Genomic DNA, 19,779 nt, shown 5'->3' with positions numbered 1-19,779 from the left:
AAACTGCCAAAAAAATCCGGACTGGTCACTCTCAGCCCGGATTTTTCTTTTTACCCGATAAACTAATCTTCCCATATCCTTGTTACTTCATGATTTCCATCCGAAATCAGTACTTGGAAAACATCAGGGTTGCTTAACTTCATTAATGTTTCGAATCCGTATGATTCATCAAACAGCCTGAGCAGAAGTGTTATTAAATTGCCATGGGACACAATTACAATATCCTCAGACTCCAGAAAAAGAATATCGTTTAAAAATTCTGAGGCTCTTTTCATGCCATCCCGGTTGGTTTCTCCCCCGTCAAAGAGCAAATCAAGATCGTCGAAGGTCCTTTTTAAGAGTTCCTGCCAATTATCCATATCAGAGGCGCTCATAAAACGCTCCGACAATCTCCAATCCTGCTCGATTGCTACCCCCTTTAAAATAGACAGCGGGCACGCAGTGTCAACAGCTCGGACAAATGGACTTGAGAAAATCCTGTCTACTTTTTTATCTAGAAAAAATTCCGCAAGGACTTGTGCCTGTTTTACGCCTTCATTGGTTAAATGCGACTTGGGCGGCTGCCCCTCCGCCTTTGCATGCCTAATCATGTATAAGGTTTTCATCCTTTCACCTGCTGTTCAAAATAAAGTGGAACCTTAATGCTCATCAAATCTTCCGCCACAATGCTATTAGGGAATATCTCTGCTGCCTCTGCTTGCAGCATGGCAGCTTCATCACGTAAATAGCGAGAACTGATATGTGTTAATATCAAGTGCTTAGCATTCGCTTTAGCAGCAATACCGGCAGCCTGTGCAGTGGTGGAATGGAAATGGGCATGAGCCATTGCTTCTTCATCTTTTGCTAAAGTTGCTTCATGAACAAGATAATCTGCATCCTGAGCCAGCTTCACAGCATTCTCACATTTCCTGGTATCACCAAGGATTGTGATAATCCTTCCTTTTTGAGGCTCTCCGATATAATCACGCCCATCAATGGTGCGGCCATCTTCCAGCTCTATGGTCTCTCCATTTTTCAGCCGGCGGTATAGCGGGCCAGGAGGAATGCCTTCTTTTTGCAGGTTGTCCACCATCAGGCTTCCAGGGCGGTCCTTCTCAACAATTCTGTAGCCAAAACAGGGCAAACCATGCTCCAAGGGAAGTGCCGTGACCAAAAACTGACTATCCTCAAAAACAGTACCCTTCTCGATTTCCACGACCCTTAACGGATACTGCAGATGAGTGCCGCTAAGCCTAAGAGAAACAGAGACGTATTCTTTAATCCCTTTTGGCCCATAGATGGTTAATTTCTCCGTGCCTCCCTGGAAGGAACGGCTGCCAAGCAAACCGGGAAGCCCAAATATATGGTCGCCATGAAGATGGGTGATAAATATTTTTTCAATACGGCGAGGCTTAACAGGGGTTTTCAGGATTTGATGCTGGGTCGCTTCCCCGCAATCGAATAGCCATACCGCCCCTCTTTCCTCCAACAGCTGCAGAGCGATCGAAGATACATTTCTTGCTTTTGCAGGCACCCCCGCCCCGGTCCCTAGAAATACAAAATCCACAATGTTACCTCCGTTGCATATGTATGATTGTTTACTATAGCATAAACCGCCTCTTCTGTGCTTTTTCAATTTCTTAGAAACTGCCCCACCAGTTTCTAATCAAGAATCTTTTATAATTAGCATATATGCAATCGTTTTGAAAAAGAATAACTAGGGAATGGCAGTCGTAAGAATTGATTTAATTCAGGACAATCATTACAATTATATATTTGTACGGGTCTTTATTAAAAAATAAAAAGGAAGTTATCCAAAAGTACATAAAGTGAGGTTCTGACTGTGAGCGAGAAACAAACACCAACCGCATTAATTATGATATTCGGTGCTACTGGGGATTTAGCTAAGCGGAAGCTTTTTCCTTCCATATACCGGTTGTTTAAAAAGGGAAAGATTTCAAGCCGCTTTGCTGTTGTCGGAGTTGCAAGAAGGCCTTTAACAAATGAAGAGTTCCAGCAAAATGTAAAGGATTCCGTTTTGACATTTGCAAAGGAAAGTGAAAATATTGATGAATTCATCTCTCACTTTTATTATCACTCCCACGACGTTGCGAATTCTACATCATATATAGAGCTTAAGGATATCGCGGAAAATCTGGATCAGCAATATGAACTAGAAGGCAACCGAGTCTTTTATCTGGCGATGGCACCTGAGTTTTTCGGGACAATTGCAGAGCATATCAAATCTGAAGGTTTGACAGACACGAATGGTTATAAACGCCTTGTAATCGAAAAACCGTTTGGGCATAGCTTTGAGTCCGCTCAGGAGCTTAATGAGCAGATCCGCACGGCCTTCTCAGAGGATGAAATCTACCGGATAGACCATTATCTTGGCAAAGAAATGGTGCAGAATATAGAGGTCATTCGCTTTGCAAATGCACTTTTTGAGCCGCTTTGGAACAGCCGCTATATTTCCAACATTCAGGTTACCTCAAGTGAAGTATTGGGTGTGGAGGAACGCGGCCGCTACTACGAAACAAGCGGAGCTTTAAGGGATATGGTCCAAAACCATATGCTTCAAATGGTTGCGCTGCTGGCGATGGAGCCGCCAATCCGCTTGAATACCGAAGAGATCCGCAGTGAAAAGGTACGGGCACTGCGATCATTGCGCTGGATGAAAAAGGATGAAGTAAACCAGTATTTCGTCCGAGGCCAGTATGGAAGAGGAAACATCGGAGGACAAGAGGTCCCAGCTTACCGTGAGGAGCCAATGGTGGACTCTCAATCCAACACGGAAACTTTTGTTGCAGGAAAACTGATGATCGATAACTTCCGCTGGGCAGGGGTGCCATTTTACATCAGAACGGGTAAGCGGATGAATGCAAAATCAACCAAAATTGTTGTCCAATTCAAGGATATCCCGATGAACTTGTATTACAAAACAGAAGAACATTTGAATCCAAATCTGCTTGTTATCCACATTCAGCCCGAGGAAGGCGTTACGCTCATGCTAAACGCAAAGAAATCGGGGACAAGTATGAAAACAACCACTGTTAAGCTGGACTTTGCCAATAAGAGCGTAGACAGAATGAACACGCCGGAGGCATATGAAAAACTTCTTTATGACAGCATGCGCGGCGATGCCACCAATTTCACACATTGGGATGAAGTTGCGCTTTCTTGGAAGTTTGTCGACAGCATTTCAGAAGTGTGGGAAAAAGAAACAGACCCTACATTCCCAAATTATGCTTCAGGGTCTACTGGCCCAGATTGTTCCGACGAATTGCTGGCGAAGGACGGAAACTTCTGGTGGCCTGTTGATAATCTTGATCCATGCTGATTAGAAAAGCGCAAGTGCCCTGGTTAAGTGGAAGAACGGCTAAGATCGCTACGTCCTGTGGCAACGCCGTTCTGACTCACGTCCTCACAAAGCTGTCGCTTTGTTTCGTGCGATGTATCGCTGCGTAGCGTTCCTTGTCCTGTGCGTCGTGGCTGGGCGCTGGAGCTAGACATCATAGAAAAGCGCAAGCGCCCGGTTAGCCCCGACAAGCATAAGACAAGCACTGACAGAAGGCGCTCTTTGCCTTCCGAAGTGATTGGCTTATGACCTCGAGGGGCTGGGCGCTGAAGCTGGACATCTGTACGTGTATTTAATAGTTTTAGAAAAGGGAAGAGCTGTTTATATCCAGCCCTTCCCTTTTATATTAAACACTCCTGCCAAATTACGAAGCCTTACGTTTAGCAAGCCTTTCTTTTAGCAGGCTAAAAACACTGCTGAATTTTTCATTTTCTTTGGAAAAATACTTTTTAAACCAAACAGAAATAGCTAAGAAAAACCGCCTCTGCTTTTTATTATCATCTGAAAAATATTTTTTCAGCCAAACCGTTACACCGGTTTCAACGGCAGCCAGCAGTAACAAAAATCCGGCTGCTATCAAGACAATGTTTTTCATCCTGCATTCCCTCCCAATTGCGGCTCTTTAGTAATTGCTGGATATCATATGTATACGCATCAGGAAATTTAGAAATAACTTCCATATGCTATACATATACCTCTTTTGGGATGAGATAAACCGCAGTCACAGGATTTTTCAGGATGTTTTAACGTGGTAATCTTCAGCTGTAATTGCGTAAATATTATGGTCTGCCCAAACATCATCATTCAATTTGAGATACCTTTTTGCAAGCCCTTCCTGTCGGATACCGTTTTTTTCCAGTACACGCATTGAAGGGTTATTAATTGGCATAACACCTGCCTGCACACGATGCAGCCGGCATTCCCTAAATGCAAAATGCAGGCATAATTGAACAGCCTCTGTGCTGTATCCCCTGCCATTATGTGGTTTGTCAAGATAGTAGCCAAGATTGGCATTCTGGAAAGGACCCCGCGAAACGACGGTTAACGAGATCCGTCCAATCACTTTCATTATTCAAAGAAATTTCCAAACGTGCAGAAGAGATCCTATTCGGCCATCTCTTTGCTGTTTGGAATGTCTTTTTCCTGCTCAATCATGTAAAATGAGTATCTTGCCGAACAGGCTCAAATTGCTGGAAAAATCCCCTGGTTTCTGTTCTAAATTCTAGTAACCCTTCATATCGATTACATCAAGCTGCCTTATGTAAAGACGAAAACTGCTCATCCTGTTCACTCCTGGCATAATGCAAATTCTAATAATCCGATCTAATTTAAGAAACCAGCCAATTACATTTTTATTTTCGTTAATCGCTGCTTCCAAATCTACAAGGTTTTCTCTATGTTCATGAAATCTTCCAGTGTCGCTTTTGAGTAGCTAAGAAGGTTAGTTCCCTGAAGTTTGACAGGTTCTATCATTCTATACTTTAAAAGTGTTAAAAAGTAAGCCCAAATCATACACTTTCCTAAGTAATGTATTGGTTTTTGCGAGACAGAGGAGATGGTGATATGAATTTCGAAATGCAAATTGCGAATCTTTTGGCTGAGAATATAATTGGATTTGTACAATTTGTTTATAAAAGTCATAGGAATAAAAGCAGCTTTATATTAAATTTGGATAAATTGTATCAAGTCATACTTCTTGTTGAAGAGTTTAAGCTTCAAATACTGGCTGATGAACTTCAGAGAATAAATCAGTTTAGCTGGAATGAAAAGTATACTTATTTATTAGTTGAGAGGTTTAGAAAAGGGCTGGACATTATTGACGAATATATTGAACGGAACTACGAGGACTTATTTATACTTACCGCTAGACTTCACACATTAAAGAGCATCAGCCTATTATTAAAAAAAGAGGAATAAACTTTAGGCTTTTATAAACGATCCAGTTTGTCCCTTCACATAATAGCAATTTGTTCAGCAGTCTCCCGAACCTGGACCTATTCCATTCCAAAGTTCGGGCCGACAAAGCGAATGTACTATTCTTTCCCAGGCAGTATCTCCTTCTTCCATTTACCATAGCGGTAATATAGATAGGAGGTTAAGCTCCCAATCACAAAAGCAGTGCCCATACCCAGTCCAATTCCAGCCTCACCAAGGTTCAAAGAAAAAAGATATGTTAAAGGATAACGTAAAATCCAGAAGGAGATGATGTTTAATATAAGGACCTGGAACATCGCTCCCGATCCGCGGACAATCCCGTTCAGGATAAAATTAATGCCAAGAAACGGATAAAAAAATGCAACGATCCGCAAATATTGCCCTCCAAATTCACGGGCTTCCTGTTCCTGAATGAAAAGCCCAATTCCCAGCTCAGAAAAAAGAAAAATTACGACAGCTACTGCAACCATAATCGATAAATTGTAGAGGACCCCGTAAACGGCAATCTTATGAACCCTATCCCAGCGGCCTGCCCCAATGTTCTGGCCTGCCATGCTGTTGACTGCCGTACTTAGAGCCATTGCAGGGAGCATAATCAGGCTGTCGATACGCTGGGCGGCTCCGAAACCAGCCACAACATCTGCACCAAAGGAATTCACGACACTCATAATTGCCATGACACCGGCCGAAATAACCGTCATCTGCAGGCCAGCGGGAATGCCCAGCTTAAATATTAATGCTGCTTCCTCTTTTTTCGGCAAATACGGAACAGAGAACGGAACAATTTTTCTTCTGATGACCAATGACAATCCGAACAGGAATGCCACACCCTGTGAAATTATAGTCGCAAGGGCGGCACCTTCGATTCCCATGCCAAAATAGATTATAAATAACGGAACCAGAAAAGTGTTTAATACAACTGATAAAAAAACAAATGTTAATGGTGTTTTACTGTCTCCAATGGATCGGAGAATGGTGGCGATAAAATTATATCCAAACAAGAAAATGATCCCGACAAAGTTAATTTTCAGAAATACTTCAGCACTGGAAATCATCGCTTCCGGGGTGCCAAGAAATACAAGGATCCATTCTGAAAATATATAGCCTAATACCCCGAGCAAAAGGGAGAGAATGGTGAGAATAACAACGAAAGCATTAAGGTAATTTGTAAGGCCTTGACGGTCTGCTTTCCCCTTCTGCTGGGATAGTATCGTTAAGGCCGCATTATTTACCCCGATAATAAACGATAATATCGTGAAAATGACTGTGCCTGAAACTGACACAGCTCCAAGCGCGTTTGCGCCAAGGAGATTGCCGACCCAAAGGCTGTCTATAAACTGGTAGGAAACCTGCAGCAGATTTGTCAACAGAATCGGTGTTGAGAACCTGACCATTTGCTCCCATAGGTTGCCTCGCGTAAAATCATGCTGGTTCATGGTAAACTCCTTTACCGATTTTTTAGTTCATTCTTTTATTATTAAGGAAACTCAATGATTTTTCTAGAAATTGAAGAATGTATTTGAATGATTGGTTTTTCCTATTGAAAACCGGGAAAAGTTGTACGGTATACCATTCAATAACCCGGATAATATTTTATTTTTCCAAACTGGGAGCTGCCGCTAGACATCAACAGAGTGGCAAGATCAACAATGAGCTTTAACATAGCCAATTTATTAAATCACAAAAAACCAGCCCCCGATTGGAAACTGGTTTGATATTGTATAGGTATGTAGCCGCATTTGCCGTATTTCGTCTAAGAAAGTTTTAAACCACCACTCCTCAAAGTGGGTGTTCGCAGAAACGCTCCTGCCTGTCCTCCTTGTCGTATAGACAGAGGCTTGTCATTCCGGTTTCAATCATAAAACTCCCTATTACAGCTTAAAGGTTAAAACTTTATTATCAATACGAACAATGCAGCTTGTAATATTATATTATCTCAAATGCTGATAAAAATCAAATGGAAGTTGCTGCCATTTAATTAGAGCCGCGTTTGCCGTAATCCATAAGAAAGTTTTAAACCACCACTCCTCAAAGTGGGTGTTCGCTCAAAACGTCCTGCCTGTCCTCCAAGTCATATAGACAGAGGCTTGTCATTACAGTTTTGAAAATAAAACTCCCTGTTACAGCTTAAAGGTTAAAACTTTATTATAACCACGAACAGCGCAGCTTGTATTACTATATTACATCAAAATGTGTCCAAACACAATGGAAAGTACTGGTGATCCGGCACGCGGCATAGCAGCGCACCGGCCCCCGAATTACTTCATCCATTCAGTATGGAATACGCCTGATTTGTCATTGCGCTCATATGTGTGTGCTCCGAAATAGTCGCGCTGAGCCTGAATAAGGTTGGCAGGCAGCGTTTCCGTTCTGTAGCTATCAAAGTATGCAAGAGCCGCTGCAAAACATGGCACCGGGATACCATTGGCAACTGCTGCTGAAATCACTTCACGCAGTGAGGATTGATAGCTTTCCACGATGCCTTTAAAGTACTCATCAAGCAGCAGATTGTTCAGGTTCGGCTCCTTGTCGTATGCATCCTTGATCTTTTGCAGGAACTGGGCGCGAATAATACAGCCGCCACGGAAGATCATTGCGATCTCCCCATATTGCAGATCCCAATTATATTCATCTGATGCTGCCTTCATTTGGGCAAAGCCTTGGGCATAGGATACGATTTTGCTCATGTAAAGGGCACGGCGGATACTTTCAATAAACGCCTTTTTATCTCCTGAGAATGGCTTTGCTTCAGGTCCGCTAAGCACCTTGCTTGCTGCCACGCGCTCTTCTTTAATTGCAGAAATAAATCGGGCAAATACGGATTCTGTAATAACAGGAAGTGACACACCAAGGTCAAGAGCGCTCTGGCTTGTCCATTTGCCTGTACCCTTCTGTCCGGCTTTGTCCAAGATTACATCGACCATTGGCTTGCCGGTTTCATCATCATATTTTTTAAAGATATCAGCTGTAATTTCAATCAGGTAGCTGTCCAGCTCCCCTTTATTCCACTCAGAGAAAACTTCATGAAGTTCTTCCGCTGAAAGGCCAAGCAGGTTCTTCAGCAAGAAGTACGATTCTGAAATAAGCTGCATATCTCCATATTCAATTCCGTTGTGAACCATCTTAACATAATGGCCGGCACCATTTGGCCCGATGTATGTACAGCAAGGCTCACCGTTTACTTTCGCAGAAATGTCTTTTAAAATTGGCGCTACCAATTCATACGCCTCTTTTTGTCCGCCCGGCATAATGGAAGGGCCAGTTAATGCTCCTTCTTCTCCGCCTGAAACGCCTGTTCCAATAAAATTAAGGCCAAGACTGCTCAATTCTTCATTGCGCCGCTGTGTATCCTTAAAGAATGTATTTCCGCCATCGATAACAATGTCGCCCTCTTCAAGAAGCGGTTTTAATTGTTCAATAGTAGCGTCTGTAGGGCCTCCGGCTTTTACCATCAGCAATACCTTCCGCGGTTTTTCCAGGGATGCTACAAACTCTTCCATAGTGTATGTAGGTAAAACGTTCTTTCCTTCAGCTTCCTTCATCATTTCATCCGTCTTCTCGCGAGAACGGTTATATACAGAAATGGAATATCCTCTGCTTTCAATGTTAAAAGCAAGGTTTTTCCCCATAACGGCCAGTCCAATGACACCGATTTGCTGCTTTGACATATTTGAACGTCCCTTCTGTTAATCAAGTAGTTATTTGTTTTTAGAACCATTTAAATTTAGCAATTTTCGGGCAGGCATGCAACTCTCAGGCATAGCTTCTCTTATTTTGCACGTAAACAAAAATATGAATCGCAAAAAATTACTGTTTTGAATCCTTTAATCGAAAATTATCAAATAAATCCTTGTTGAAGGAAGTATCTGTTCCGACCGAAGGCTTTTCCTCTGCTGCAGGAACGGATCCCTTTTTAATGATGCTGCTGCCGTATTTATTCTGGAGCTTCTTCATGGCTTCATATAGAGGTTCCTTTTCTGCATCCTGGTGATAGGAAAACAAATCAAGCTGCTTAAAGGCTGCATCTTTGTCCAGCACATCGAATGCCGTAACTCCTAACAGCCTGACACCTTCACCATTCCAATTTTTTTTGAATAGCTCTATAGCTAATGCATGAATATCTGCTTTCTCAAAAAAAGGATTATCCGTTTTGCGGCTCCTGGTTATGGTATTCCGGTCTTTATAACGGATCGTTACTCCGATTTTTTGGCCAACAAGCATTTTATTCTTTAAGCGGAGGGCTACTTTTTCTGAAAGCTTGTCGAGAATACCAATCAGTTCTTTTTGATTGGTGCTGTCATGCGGCAGTGTCGTGGAATTGCCGACGCTTTTGTAATCAAAGATCGCCTCAGGATCTACGGGCCTTCTATCTTGGCCGTTTGCCCTCTCCTTCAGCTTTGCCCCATTGATGCCAAGAAGATTTCTAAGGGTAACGTCACTTGCTGCAGCAAGGTGGCCAATTGTGATAATATCTACGCTGTTCAGTTTTTGTTCAGTCTTTTTTCCGATTCCGTGCATCTCTCCGACTGGGAGCGGCCAAAGCTTTGCCGGGACATCGCGCTTTCTTAGAACTGTGATACCCATTGGCTTCTTCATGTCCGAAGCTGTTTTTGCAAGGAATTTATTTGGTGCAACTCCGATACTGCACGGCAAATCCATCGTTTCCATTATACGTAGCTGGATATCTTTCGCGATTTCCAGCGGTGATCCGAGGGTACCGCTTTCGGTTATATCTAAATAACCTTCATCAATCGACACGGGCTCAACAAGTTCGGTATATTGCCTCAGCAGATCAAAAATAGCAATTGAAGCTTTGCGGTATCTCTCAAAATTGGGTTTCCTGATAATAAGCTGCGGGCAAATCTTTTTCGCTTCCCAAATTGGCATAGTCGTCTTAACGCCAAATTTCCTTGCTTCATAGCTGCAGGTTACAATAATGCCGCGCCGCTCCTCCACATTGCCGGCAATTGCCAGCGGTTTACCTTTTAATTCATTATCATAGGCCATTTCTACAGAAGCATAAAAACTGTTCATATCGACGTGAAGGATAACCCTTCCGTTCTTTGGATACATCGCCTTCACGCCTGCCACTCCCTTTTTGGCCTTTGCTCCATATTGTAGCATAATCACATAAATATACTTAATAGAGGCGGTCATTACACACGAATACCCCCGTCACCTTTATACATGACAGGGGGTTCGCTCTATCTTTTCAATCAATTCTGCCGGTCCGCCAATTCCATATACTCCCGTAACTCTCTTATTCCTTCAAGCGAATTGATCAGCTTATCCGGATCTATGATTGTAATAAGCCGGCTGCCCAGATTGGCCACACCGATAAAAAACGATGTTTTATGATAGGCAAGCAAGCCCAATTGCTTAATTAGGCCTGCATCAATTTCAAGGATTTCTTTAGCGTCTTTTACAATAATCCCTACAGATAGCTTATCTGTTTTAAGAATAATCCATTTGTTTTCCGTTTGGAAATCAGCTGGTCTGGCGGGATAAAGGACTTTTTCCAATGAAACGAGCGGAATTAATTGATCCCTTATCTTTACCATTCCTTCAACATGGTTTGGAAAATGAGGAATGGGTGTTACCGCGGCAGGTTTCTCGATTGAAAGTACAGAGTCAATCGGGAGTGCATACTCCTCACTCCCTGTAGAAAAAACAACAACCTTCATTATTTCGCTCATAAACTGCCTCCTTGCATTAAGGTATGCAGCTGAACAAACCACTCATTTTCATTATATGAATAGAAAGATTCCCCTAATTACTCCCCTGATACTTCTTTAATAATTTCAACTACCATTTCGCTCAGCTTTACAAGTTCTTCCACTGGCATTTTTTCGTTTGTGGTATGGATATCTTCATACCCGACTGCCAGATTGACTGTTGGAACTCCGAAACCGGCAATAACATTAGCATCACTTCCGCCACCGCTTTGCTGAAGTTCACAAGGACGGCCGATTTTTTCCGCAGCTTTTCTTGCCACTTCAACCACATGGTCTCCAGCAGCAAATTTAAATCCAGGGTACATGATTTTCACATCCACTTCCGCACGGCCGCCCATTTCTTCAGCAGCTGATTGGAACGCTTCCTTCATCTTCTCTACTTGCTGCTCCATTTTTTCAGGAACAAGTGAACGGGCCTCAGCCAAAATTTCCACATAATCACAGACAATGTTTGTCTGGGTTCCGCCCTGGAAACGTCCGATATTAGCAGTTGTCTCTTCATCGATACGGCCAAGCGGCATTCTGGAGATGGCTTTAGCTGCTAATGTAATGGCAGAAATTCCTTTTTCAGGAGCAACTCCTGCATGAGCTGTTTTGCCGTATATTGTAGCGGTAACTTTTGCCTGGGTCGGAGCCGCTACCACAATATTTCCTACTTTACCGTCACTGTCAAGCGCATAACCGTAAGCAGCCTTCACCAATGACCGATCAAGCGCTTTTACACCAACCAATCCTGATTCCTCACCAACAGTAATAATGAACTGAATTGTTCCGTGTGCAATGTTTTGCTCTTTTAAAACACGGATCGTTTCAAGCATTACTGCCAGTCCTGCTTTATCATCAGCCCCAAGGATAGTTGTTCCATCCGTAATAATGTATCCGTCTTTTAATTCTGGCTTAATTCCTTTTCCGGGAACAACTGTGTCCATGTGTGAAGTGAAATATATGGTGTCTACGCCTTCTTTTGTTCCATTGAGTGTGCAAACCAGGTTGCCTGCACCATGACCAGTCTGTGCTGTTGTGTCATCTTCAAAAACGTCAACACCAAGTGAAGAGAACTTTTCCTTCAGCACTTTACAAATTTCAGCCTCAAACTTCGTTTCGGAATCAATTTGGACCAATTCCAAAAATTCATTTAATAATCTTTCTTGATTGATCATTTCTACAAACCTCCATATGTATGCTCACTTTTAAGTATACTCCTTAAAATAGAGTCGCGGCAAATATGTTTATCGATCCCATAACTAAAGAAGCACAGCTTTATAAATTTCTTTAGGTATAGGCTTGCAATATAACCCAGTGCATTACAGCGCCAGTTTTCAGAGGAAAATAACGATGATATGCCAGGTCATAACTCTATTTTTGCAGTTCCGCCTTTTTGCGCAGATAAAAAAAGAAACGGGCAGCATCCTCCATGGGGAAATTCCTCTGCCCAGAATTTCGTGTATGGTAGATAATACTGTCCGTTTTAATAAGACAAAGGAGCTCTGCTGCCAATCCATTTCGCCCGTTAAACAATTCCTTTTATTATAAAGGAATGTTCCCGTGTTTCTTATAAGGTCGAGTTTCTTTTTTATTCCGAAGCATCTCCAATGCCTGAATGATTTTGATTCGAGTTTCACGAGGGTCAATTACATCATCAACCATTCCCTGGCTTGCCGCTACATATGGATTTGCAAATTTCTCACGGTACTCCTCAATCTTCTGTGCCCGTGTCTGTTCCGGATTCTCACTGTTTTGGATTTCCCGCGCAAATATAATATTTGCTGCCCCCTGCGGTCCCATTACGGCAATCTCCGCATTTGGCCAGGCAAAGACAAGATCTGCACCGATCGACTTGCTATTTAATGCAACGTAGGCACCGCCGTATGCTTTGCGCAGTATTACGGTAAGCTTTGGAACAGTGGCCTCTGAGTATGCGTAAAGAATCTTAGCACCATGCCGGATGATACCTCCATGCTCCTGTTTAACCCCTGGAAAAAACCCTGTTACATCTTCAAATGTGATAATCGGAATATTAAAGGAATCGCAGAAACGGATGAATCTCGCCGCCTTATCAGACGAGTCGATATCGAGTCCGCCCGCCATAAACTTTGGCTGATTGCACACAAGGCCAACTACTTCCCCTTTTATCCTGGCCAGTCCGATTACAAGATTTCGCGCAAAATCCTTTTGAACCTCCATGAATGATCCGGAATCAACCACCTCTGCTATAACTGTACGGACATCATATGGTCGGATAGCATCAAAGGGTATGAGATCGGTGAGGTTTGCCCTGTAATCATCCTCGGAATCTTTGTCGTTCCTTGGCGGCTTCTCCTCATTATTTTGCGGCAGATAGCTAAGAAGATTTCTCACCATCATGATTACATCTTCCTCTGATTGCGCTTGGAAATGAGCGTTCCCGCTAATGCTATTATGTACATCTGCCCCGCCTAGATCCTCAGAGCTGATTTTCTCCCCCGTAACTGTTTCAATTACCTTTGGCCCCGTTATAAACATCTGGCTTGTTTTTTCAACCATGAAAACAAAATCGGTAATCGCCGGTGAATACACTGCCCCGCCAGCACAGGGGCCCATGATAACAGATATTTGCGGGATTACACCTGAATAAATCGCATTCCGGTAAAAAATGTGCCCATATCCGTCAAGTGATACTACGCCTTCCTGAATCCGCGCTCCGCCGGAATCGTTTAAGCCAATAAATGGTGCACCATTTTTTGCGGCCAAATCCATGACATTGGCGATTTTTTTTGCATGCATCTCGCCAAGCGCCCCTCCAAAAACGGTAAAGTCCTGGGAAAATAAATAGATATCCCTCCCATTTACCTTCCCATAACCTGTTACTACACCATCACCGGGACCTTTTACAGCATCCAGGCCGAAATCGTGAGAACGGTGCTGAATAAACGGATTCAGCTCAACAAATGTTCCGGGATCTACCAGCAGGTCTATACGTTCACGTGCCGTCAGCTTGCCCTTTTCATGCTGTTTTTCAATCCGTTCATCGCCTCCGCCCAATTCTACTTCCCTTCTGCGGTCATATAGCTCATTAATTTTTTCATAGATGTCAGTCATTGATGCTCCCCCTCTTGGTCTGGTTTTTCACAAAACTCATATAATACTCCACCGGTTGATTTAGGGTGGATGAACGCCACCATTGCACCGTGTGCCCCTGTTTTGGCGGTATCGTTAATCATAGTGATTCCCTTTTCCTTTACTTCCTTTATCCGCTCCCCGATATCGGTAACACCAAGAGCGATATGGTGAATCCCTTCACCGCGTTTTTCGATAAATTTCGCAATAGGGCTAGAGTTGTGAAGAGCTTCCAATAATTCAAGCCTAATATTTCCCGCAGATAAAAAAGCAACCCGGACACCTTGGCTCTCTACTGTTTCCATTCCTTCTAGCTCCATGTTAAATATACCGGTATAAAGTTCCAGCGCTTCATCGAGCGACTTTACCGCAATACCGATATGATCAATTTTTGTGACCATTGCCTATCCTCCATCGCTCGTAATACATATTAATTCTTCAAAAACCTCTAAATTCCTTCCTTTCTTTATCCAATTTTGATTGAGTTGCTTCTTGTCTTTTTAAGGGTTCCCGCGTTAAAATAGAACTAATTCTAAAGCTCTGTGTAAGGGGAGAGACTGATGAGAAATAGAAATATTAGAAAAATAGTTGTATATATCATGCTTATTTCCATGCTGCTTACCAGCCTTCTTTCTGGCGTTGCATTCCTGTTTTAGATTAATAAACGCTTTTATATAAAAGACCTTGCCGATTAGCAAGGTCTTTTTGCAATGAATATGTTCAACAGACATAGACTTTTCTTATTTGAAAGATAATTACGGATAACTATCTAATAGTCCCATTTTCCTTCCCCAATTGAAGGAAGCTTTTCGAAGTAGAGGCTATAAGGATTTTGGTACCGATCGGCACTAAAGGATAAAGCCTCTCTACATCCTCTTTTTTCAGACGGATACAGCCCTGTGAAACATACTTGCCCACTGTCCAAGGCTGATTTGTTCCATGTATACCGTAAATCCTCCCGTCGGTTCCTTTCGCATCAAATCCGATCCAGCGTGTCCCAAGCGGGTTGCGCAGTTCTCCGCCCGTAATATCCTTTTTGCGGTAATATGGGTTTACCGCTTTAACTTTAACTGTAAATAGCCCTTCAGGCGTAAGATCATCGCTTATTCCCGTGCCGGCCGGAACAACAAACTGTAATTTATTATCATCGATATAAGCTAGCTGATTGGAAGCCTTGTTAACAATGATAAAAGGATCTCCCGGAGCAGGATTCCTGTCAAGATCAAACGGCCATATAGGTGAAAGCATGGCGAGCGAAAGCAGCAGATGCAGAATCATAAAAAAATCCCTCTCCTAAGCTTTTTGCTTAGTTTTCACACCAGCTTTCCTTTTCATTCTTTCTCTTGAGGCCGGAAATTGCTTTGAGGAATTCTTGATATTCAAGTACTCCTCAATCTCTTTCATAAGCTGTAAGAGTGCAGCCCTTGATTCAAATTCTTCGCGTGTTTTTGGCAGATCCATGCTTTCAAATTCCAGTTTCATTTCACTAAGCTGCTCTAAATAAATGTAAGCGGTATTTTGAGGGTGAACATTGTTGCTTATCTCTTCAAGAAAATTGGCAATCATGGCGCTCTGTTTCACGATCGACGGTATCGAAGTAACCAGCGGCAGTATCCGCTCCAGAATTTCAAATTGCTTTTCCCTCATTTTAAAATAATGATAATAATCATCTTCATTCCCGAGAAAGCGATTTTCCACATCTCGGATCGCCAGTAACTTTGCCTCAGAAATCAGTCCGCTTGCCTCTGTGATTTCCTTGCCGCCCCAATTGCTCTCACCCGTTTTTAAATAGACTACAATTTCTTTTAAAATAATCTCGAACTTATCCTCAATTTCCTCCTGAAAACGGCTAAGTTCAATTTCAACGCTTGGCATATATAAGTTCATTATCAGGGCAACGCCAATTCCTATCGTAATTAGAGCAGTTTCATTGATAAATAATCCTAGCGTAACTTTTCCCGCTGAATAAAAATGCAGAATGATGACGCTGCTAGTAACAATGCCGTCCTTGACACCCACTGCAACAGTGAATGGTATGAACAAAAGCATCAGGAATCCGATCACTGCTGGATGGAAGCTGATTCCCTCAAAGAATATAGCCGAAAAGGCCATTGCAATCATGCAGGCAGCAAAACGGTTCCAGGAAGCCCTTAAAGACTGCTTTTTTGTAACCTGGATGCAAAGAATGGCAATGATGCCTGCTGAAGGAAAGCTATCGAGTCCACACCATTGTGCGATCGTAATCGCAGCCGCCGTCCCAATTGCAGTTTTAATCGTTCTATAGCCAATTTTAAACAAAACAGCAGCCTCCATCTTATATAATGAATATATTTTAAACGTTTTCGGGCAATTTTTCTAATTTCAAAAGACATGCGCCAGCTTCCTGGAGCTGAAAATATCATAAAAAAAGAACTGATCACTATTTTAGCGATCAGCCCGTTTTAAAGTGAAGCATCAATTATAGCATTTTTTCCAAAAACTCTTTGGCCCGCTTGCTTTTTGGCATAGTAAAGAATTCTGATGGGGATGTATCCTCAACAAGGTTTCCTTCATCTAAAAACAGCACTCTGTCTGCTACTTCGCGTGCAAATCCCATTTCGTGGGTAACGATGGCCATGGTGATCCCGGTATGGGCAAGAGATTTCATAACTTCGAGTACCTCTTTTACCATTTCGGGGTCCAATGCCGACGTCGGCTCGTCAAACAGAATTACCTCGGGATTCATTGCAAGTGCCCGAGCGATTGCTACACGCTGTTTCTGGCCGCCTGAAAGCCGGTTTGGATATTCCTTTGCTTTTTCGGTAAGACCTACCTTGCCAAGCAGCTCCAAAGCCTGCTTCTCGGCTTCCGCCTTAGATAGCCCTTTAACCTTGATTGGTGCATAAGTCAGATTTTCCAGAACCGTTTTATGCGGAAACAAATGAAAATGCTGAAACACCATGCCAACGCTCTGGCGGATCTTCATAATATTTGTTTTTTTGTCCGTAATATCCTGATCCTTGATCAAAATTCTTCCGTCTGAAGGCTTTTCAAGCAGGTTCAAGCACCTGAGAAAGGTAGATTTCCCTGAACCTGAAGGACCGATAATGGCCACTACTTCTCCTTCTTTAATAGAAGTGCTGATACCCTTTAAAACCTCCAGCTTCCCAAATGATTTATGAAGATTATCTATTTTAATCACTGCGTCTCATTCTCCTTTCAATTGCTTTGCCAAGCAGGGTAAGCACCATGACCATGATGTAGTAAATGAGGCCCGCAAATAAAATTGGCTCAAAGAACTTATAAGTTTCACCACCAACAATATAGGAACGGCGCATAATATCAGTAAGGCCTATTACAGTTACGATAGCAGATTCTTTTGTTAAAGTAATAAATTCATTTACGAGTGCAGGGAGGATATTTTTCATTGCCTGCGGCAGGATGATATCCCACATAGAACGTGCATATGGCACTCCAAGAGCCATAGCTGCTTCATTTTGACCTTTATCAATTGCTAGAATTCCAGCTCGAATGACCTCGGAAATATAAGCCGCAGAATTTAGGCCGAATGATAGAAATGCAGCAGTAAAAGCCTCTATTTGAATGCCGAATATTTGCGGAGACCCGTAATAGATCAGCATAAGCTGAAGGACAAGCGGTGTACCGCGGAATATTGACGTATATGCATCCGCAACCCAGTTTAACTGTTTTATGTGCGTAATTTTAAATAATGCTAGAATAATTCCCAATGAAAAACCAAGAAGTGCTGCAGCCGCAACAACTTTCAGCGTAATGGGGATACCCTCAAGGATATATGGAAGCGAATCAACAATGCGTCCAAATTCAAGATTCATGTTTTCAGCCCTCTCATAAATTCATATAGCGGAAAAAACGTTCAGAAAGGAACGCCTATCTGAACGCTTTTTTCCTATTATTTTTCGCCGCCGAACCATTTAAGTACTAGTTTTTCCAGTTCGCCATTTTCTTTCATTGCATTCAATTCTTTATTAAAGTCTTCTGTTAATTTGCTTCCTTTTGCAAATGCGATAGCAGATCCTGCTTCTTCGCTGCCTTCATCAATAACATGGCCTGCAAGGTCTTTGTTTTCTTTTAAATAGCCTTTTGCTACAGTATCTTCAATAATAGCAGCATCGAACCTGCCTGCATTCAATTCCTGGAATATTTCAGGGATGCGGTTTCGGTTTTCAATTTTCAGGTCGATCTTGCTCTTTTCAACCATATCCTTTGCCAGACCTTCCTGAATGGAAGCCATTTGAACTCCGACAGTCTTCCCTTTTAAATCTTCAGGCTTTTCGATGCCGCTATCTTTCTTTGTTACGAACATGTGGTGTGCTGTATAGTAGATATCGCTGAAGTCAACGGACTTTTTACGCTCTTCCGTCGGCGTCATACCAGAGAGTACGAAGTCAACCTGTTTAGCTTCAATGGCAGGAATTAAGCCGCCGAAATCGATATCTTTAACTTTTACTTCATACCCAAGTTTACCTGCGATCGCTTTTGCCAGATCCACATCAAACCCAATAACCTCATCGCTTTTTGCTGTTTCTACATATTCAAATGGCGGATAGTCAGCAGAAGTTCCCATTGTCAGGACTTTCTTTTCGCCTTCTCCTCCATTTGTTGCTTCTTCTTTTTCTGATGTACCGCATGCTGCTAAGATTCCAGCAAGCAAAATACTAGTTAAAAGGATTGATAGCCACTTTTTCATTATTATTTTCCTCCAATAATTTTCTGAATATTGTCTACTTCATTATGAAAGATATTTCTGCAAATTTCAACAAACAAGCAATTGAATAACCATGCGACAAATTGTATTTTAACACACACTAATAATTATGCAATATATTTTATAAAAATAATTTGTAGAATTATAGAATCAAATTATACTATTTTCGCATAATAATATTCAGACTTATTCCACATTTGTTTTGATAGCCTCGCCATTCAGCGATTTTTGTTTAGCCTGAACACTATTTCTAAAAAAATCTTGAGTTTAAGATCCAGCCAGTGTGTGGAGATAAGAATAAGCAGTTAGCACATGCTAACAGAATAAAAAAAAGGGGGGGGGAGCGAAGTTAAGCGATATAAATTCCTAAGTAATTTTACATTTTAATTTAATTAGTTCTTATGAGCAGCTCCGCCCATTTTCCAAAAGAAAAAAGCCTTGCCGCATTCAAGGCACAGGCTTTAAGGTAACCTGCAAATAAGCAGGTTTTTAGATTTCGTCACAATATTGGTCAAAATAAGTCTGAAGTTTATTGATAACACTCATTGGCTCATGACCTTCGATTTCATGCCTTTCCACCATTGTGATGAATTTTCCATCTTTTAGCAATGCAAAAGATGGAGATGATGGCGGATACCCTTCAAAATAACTGCGAGCCTTTTCTGTCGCATCCTTATCCTGTCCGGCAAACACTGTTACCAGGTTGTCAGGGCGCTTATCATAATGCATAGAATGGGCCGCAGCAGGACGGGCAATTCCTCCTGCACAGCCGCATACTGAATTGATCATTACAAGTGTAGTTCCTTTTTTGGCAAACGCCTCTTCTACTTCTTCGGGAGTTTTTAACTCTGTATAGCCGGCCGCGGTAATTTCCTGGCGCGCCTGGCGGACAACATCATTCATTAGAAAATTAAAATCCATGTTCATGCTGATACCCCTTTCATTTATAT

At 42.2% G+C, this 19,779-nt stretch carries 20 protein-coding genes and 2 other RNA genes; 3 read left to right on the top strand and 19 right to left on the bottom strand.

The annotated features are described in order from the left end of the window. Positions 1-62 precede the first annotated feature (62 nt). Both CVD28_RS23770 and rnz read right to left on the bottom strand, forming a co-directional pair. On the bottom strand, positions 63-605 hold the full coding sequence (locus CVD28_RS23770) for a histidine phosphatase family protein (protein ID WP_101597180.1): 543 nt from the start codon (positions 603-605) through the stop codon (positions 63-65). After that, positions 602-1,546 (bottom strand): ribonuclease Z, encoded by a 945-nt coding sequence (rnz, locus tag CVD28_RS23765; protein WP_101597179.1) that lies wholly within the window; start codon positions 1,544-1,546, stop codon positions 602-604. The genes CVD28_RS23770 and rnz overlap by 4 nt, the downstream gene beginning before the upstream one ends. A gap of 309 nt (positions 1,547-1,855) precedes the next feature. Here rnz and zwf point away from each other — a divergent pair, with 309 nt between their 5' ends. Further along, positions 1,856-3,319 carry a glucose-6-phosphate dehydrogenase gene (gene zwf / locus CVD28_RS23760; protein WP_219621208.1) on the top strand — a complete coding sequence of 488 codons (1,464 nt, stop codon included), beginning with the start codon at positions 1,856-1,858 and terminating at the stop codon, positions 3,317-3,319. Positions 3,320-3,701: 382 nt separating this feature from the next. On the opposite strand, the gene CVD28_RS23755 is transcribed toward zwf, so the two are convergent. Both CVD28_RS23755 and CVD28_RS23750 read right to left on the bottom strand, forming a co-directional pair. Next, positions 3,702-3,932, bottom strand: a complete 231-nt coding sequence (locus CVD28_RS23755; protein ID WP_101597177.1) for a hypothetical protein — start codon at positions 3,930-3,932, stop codon at positions 3,702-3,704. Between the two features lie 138 nt (positions 3,933-4,070). After that, positions 4,071-4,406 carry a GNAT family N-acetyltransferase gene (locus CVD28_RS23750; RefSeq protein WP_101597176.1) on the bottom strand — a complete coding sequence of 112 codons (336 nt, stop codon included), beginning with the start codon at positions 4,404-4,406 and terminating at the stop codon, positions 4,071-4,073. A 494-nt stretch (positions 4,407-4,900) separates the two neighbouring features. Here CVD28_RS23750 and CVD28_RS23745 point away from each other — a divergent pair, with 494 nt between their 5' ends. Then, a complete protein-coding gene (locus CVD28_RS23745; protein ID WP_101597175.1) occupies positions 4,901-5,254 on the top strand; it encodes a hypothetical protein in 354 nt (117 codons plus the stop codon). Positions 5,255-5,370: 116 nt separating this feature from the next. Here CVD28_RS23745 and CVD28_RS23740 read toward each other — a convergent pair whose 3' ends face one another. From CVD28_RS23740 to mce, 9 genes are all read right to left on the bottom strand, one after another. Beyond that, positions 5,371-6,708, bottom strand: coding sequence for an MATE family efflux transporter (locus CVD28_RS23740; RefSeq protein WP_101597174.1), 1,338 nt, complete (start codon positions 6,706-6,708; stop codon positions 5,371-5,373). Positions 6,709-6,998: 290 nt separating this feature from the next. Continuing rightward, a non-coding RNA gene (gene ssrS, locus CVD28_RS23735) (6S RNA) lies at positions 6,999-7,195 on the bottom strand. A 54-nt stretch (positions 7,196-7,249) separates the two neighbouring features. Beyond that, a non-coding RNA gene (ssrS, locus tag CVD28_RS23730) (6S RNA) lies at positions 7,250-7,444 on the bottom strand. A gap of 86 nt (positions 7,445-7,530) precedes the next feature. Further along, positions 7,531-8,940: an NADP-dependent phosphogluconate dehydrogenase gene (gene gndA, locus CVD28_RS23725; protein ID WP_101597173.1), complete on the bottom strand. Its 1,410-nt coding sequence runs from the start codon at positions 8,938-8,940 to the stop codon at positions 7,531-7,533. A gap of 139 nt (positions 8,941-9,079) precedes the next feature. Then, positions 9,080-10,354, bottom strand: coding sequence for a DNA polymerase IV (locus tag CVD28_RS23720; RefSeq protein ID WP_101597248.1), 1,275 nt, complete (start codon positions 10,352-10,354; stop codon positions 9,080-9,082). A gap of 134 nt (positions 10,355-10,488) precedes the next feature. Beyond that, on the bottom strand, positions 10,489-10,968 hold the full coding sequence (locus CVD28_RS23715) for a chemotaxis protein CheW (RefSeq protein WP_101597172.1): 480 nt from the start codon (positions 10,966-10,968) through the stop codon (positions 10,489-10,491). A 77-nt stretch (positions 10,969-11,045) separates the two neighbouring features. Then, complete coding sequence (locus CVD28_RS23710; protein WP_101597171.1) at positions 11,046-12,167, bottom strand: tripeptidase T; 1,122 nt, start codon at positions 12,165-12,167, stop codon at positions 11,046-11,048. Between the two features lie 367 nt (positions 12,168-12,534). Next, positions 12,535-14,085 carry an acyl-CoA carboxylase subunit beta gene (locus CVD28_RS23700; protein WP_101597169.1) on the bottom strand — a complete coding sequence of 517 codons (1,551 nt, stop codon included), beginning with the start codon at positions 14,083-14,085 and terminating at the stop codon, positions 12,535-12,537. Further along, positions 14,082-14,504, bottom strand: a complete 423-nt coding sequence (gene mce, locus CVD28_RS23695; RefSeq protein ID WP_101597168.1) for a methylmalonyl-CoA epimerase — start codon at positions 14,502-14,504, stop codon at positions 14,082-14,084. The genes CVD28_RS23700 and mce overlap by 4 nt, the downstream gene beginning before the upstream one ends. 159 nt (positions 14,505-14,663) lie before the next feature. Here mce and prli42 point away from each other — a divergent pair, with 159 nt between their 5' ends. Next, the gene (gene prli42, locus CVD28_RS28325; protein ID WP_180954291.1) at positions 14,664-14,759 is read left to right on the top strand and encodes a stressosome-associated protein Prli42; all 96 of its coding nucleotides are present in this window, start codon (positions 14,664-14,666) and stop codon (positions 14,757-14,759) included. A 109-nt stretch (positions 14,760-14,868) separates the two neighbouring features. Here prli42 and CVD28_RS23690 read toward each other — a convergent pair whose 3' ends face one another. The 6 genes from CVD28_RS23690 to CVD28_RS23665 form a co-directional block, all read right to left on the bottom strand. Beyond that, positions 14,869-15,381, bottom strand: coding sequence for a L,D-transpeptidase (locus CVD28_RS23690; protein ID WP_101597167.1), 513 nt, complete (start codon positions 15,379-15,381; stop codon positions 14,869-14,871). A gap of 15 nt (positions 15,382-15,396) precedes the next feature. Further along, on the bottom strand, positions 15,397-16,401 hold the full coding sequence (locus CVD28_RS23685; RefSeq protein WP_101597166.1) for an aromatic acid exporter family protein: 1,005 nt from the start codon (positions 16,399-16,401) through the stop codon (positions 15,397-15,399). Positions 16,402-16,561: 160 nt separating this feature from the next. Next, positions 16,562-17,284 (bottom strand): amino acid ABC transporter ATP-binding protein, encoded by a 723-nt coding sequence (locus CVD28_RS23680; RefSeq protein ID WP_101597165.1) that lies wholly within the window; start codon positions 17,282-17,284, stop codon positions 16,562-16,564. Next, positions 17,277-17,936: an amino acid ABC transporter permease gene (locus CVD28_RS23675; RefSeq protein ID WP_101597164.1), complete on the bottom strand. Its 660-nt coding sequence runs from the start codon at positions 17,934-17,936 to the stop codon at positions 17,277-17,279. The genes CVD28_RS23680 and CVD28_RS23675 overlap by 8 nt, the downstream gene beginning before the upstream one ends. 77 nt (positions 17,937-18,013) lie before the next feature. Continuing rightward, complete coding sequence (locus CVD28_RS23670; RefSeq protein WP_101597163.1) at positions 18,014-18,811, bottom strand: transporter substrate-binding domain-containing protein; 798 nt, start codon at positions 18,809-18,811, stop codon at positions 18,014-18,016. Between the two features lie 507 nt (positions 18,812-19,318). Further along, positions 19,319-19,756: a BrxA/BrxB family bacilliredoxin gene (locus CVD28_RS23665; protein WP_101597162.1), complete on the bottom strand. Its 438-nt coding sequence runs from the start codon at positions 19,754-19,756 to the stop codon at positions 19,319-19,321. Positions 19,757-19,779 lie beyond the last annotated feature (23 nt).

The sequence above is a fragment of the Bacillus sp. M6-12 genome (genome assembly GCF_002860285.1).
GTDB lineage: Bacteria > Bacillota > Bacilli > Bacillales > DSM-1321 > Peribacillus.
The sequence above is the reverse complement of the archived record's forward strand: the minus strand, read 5'-3'. Positions and strand labels throughout refer to the sequence as shown.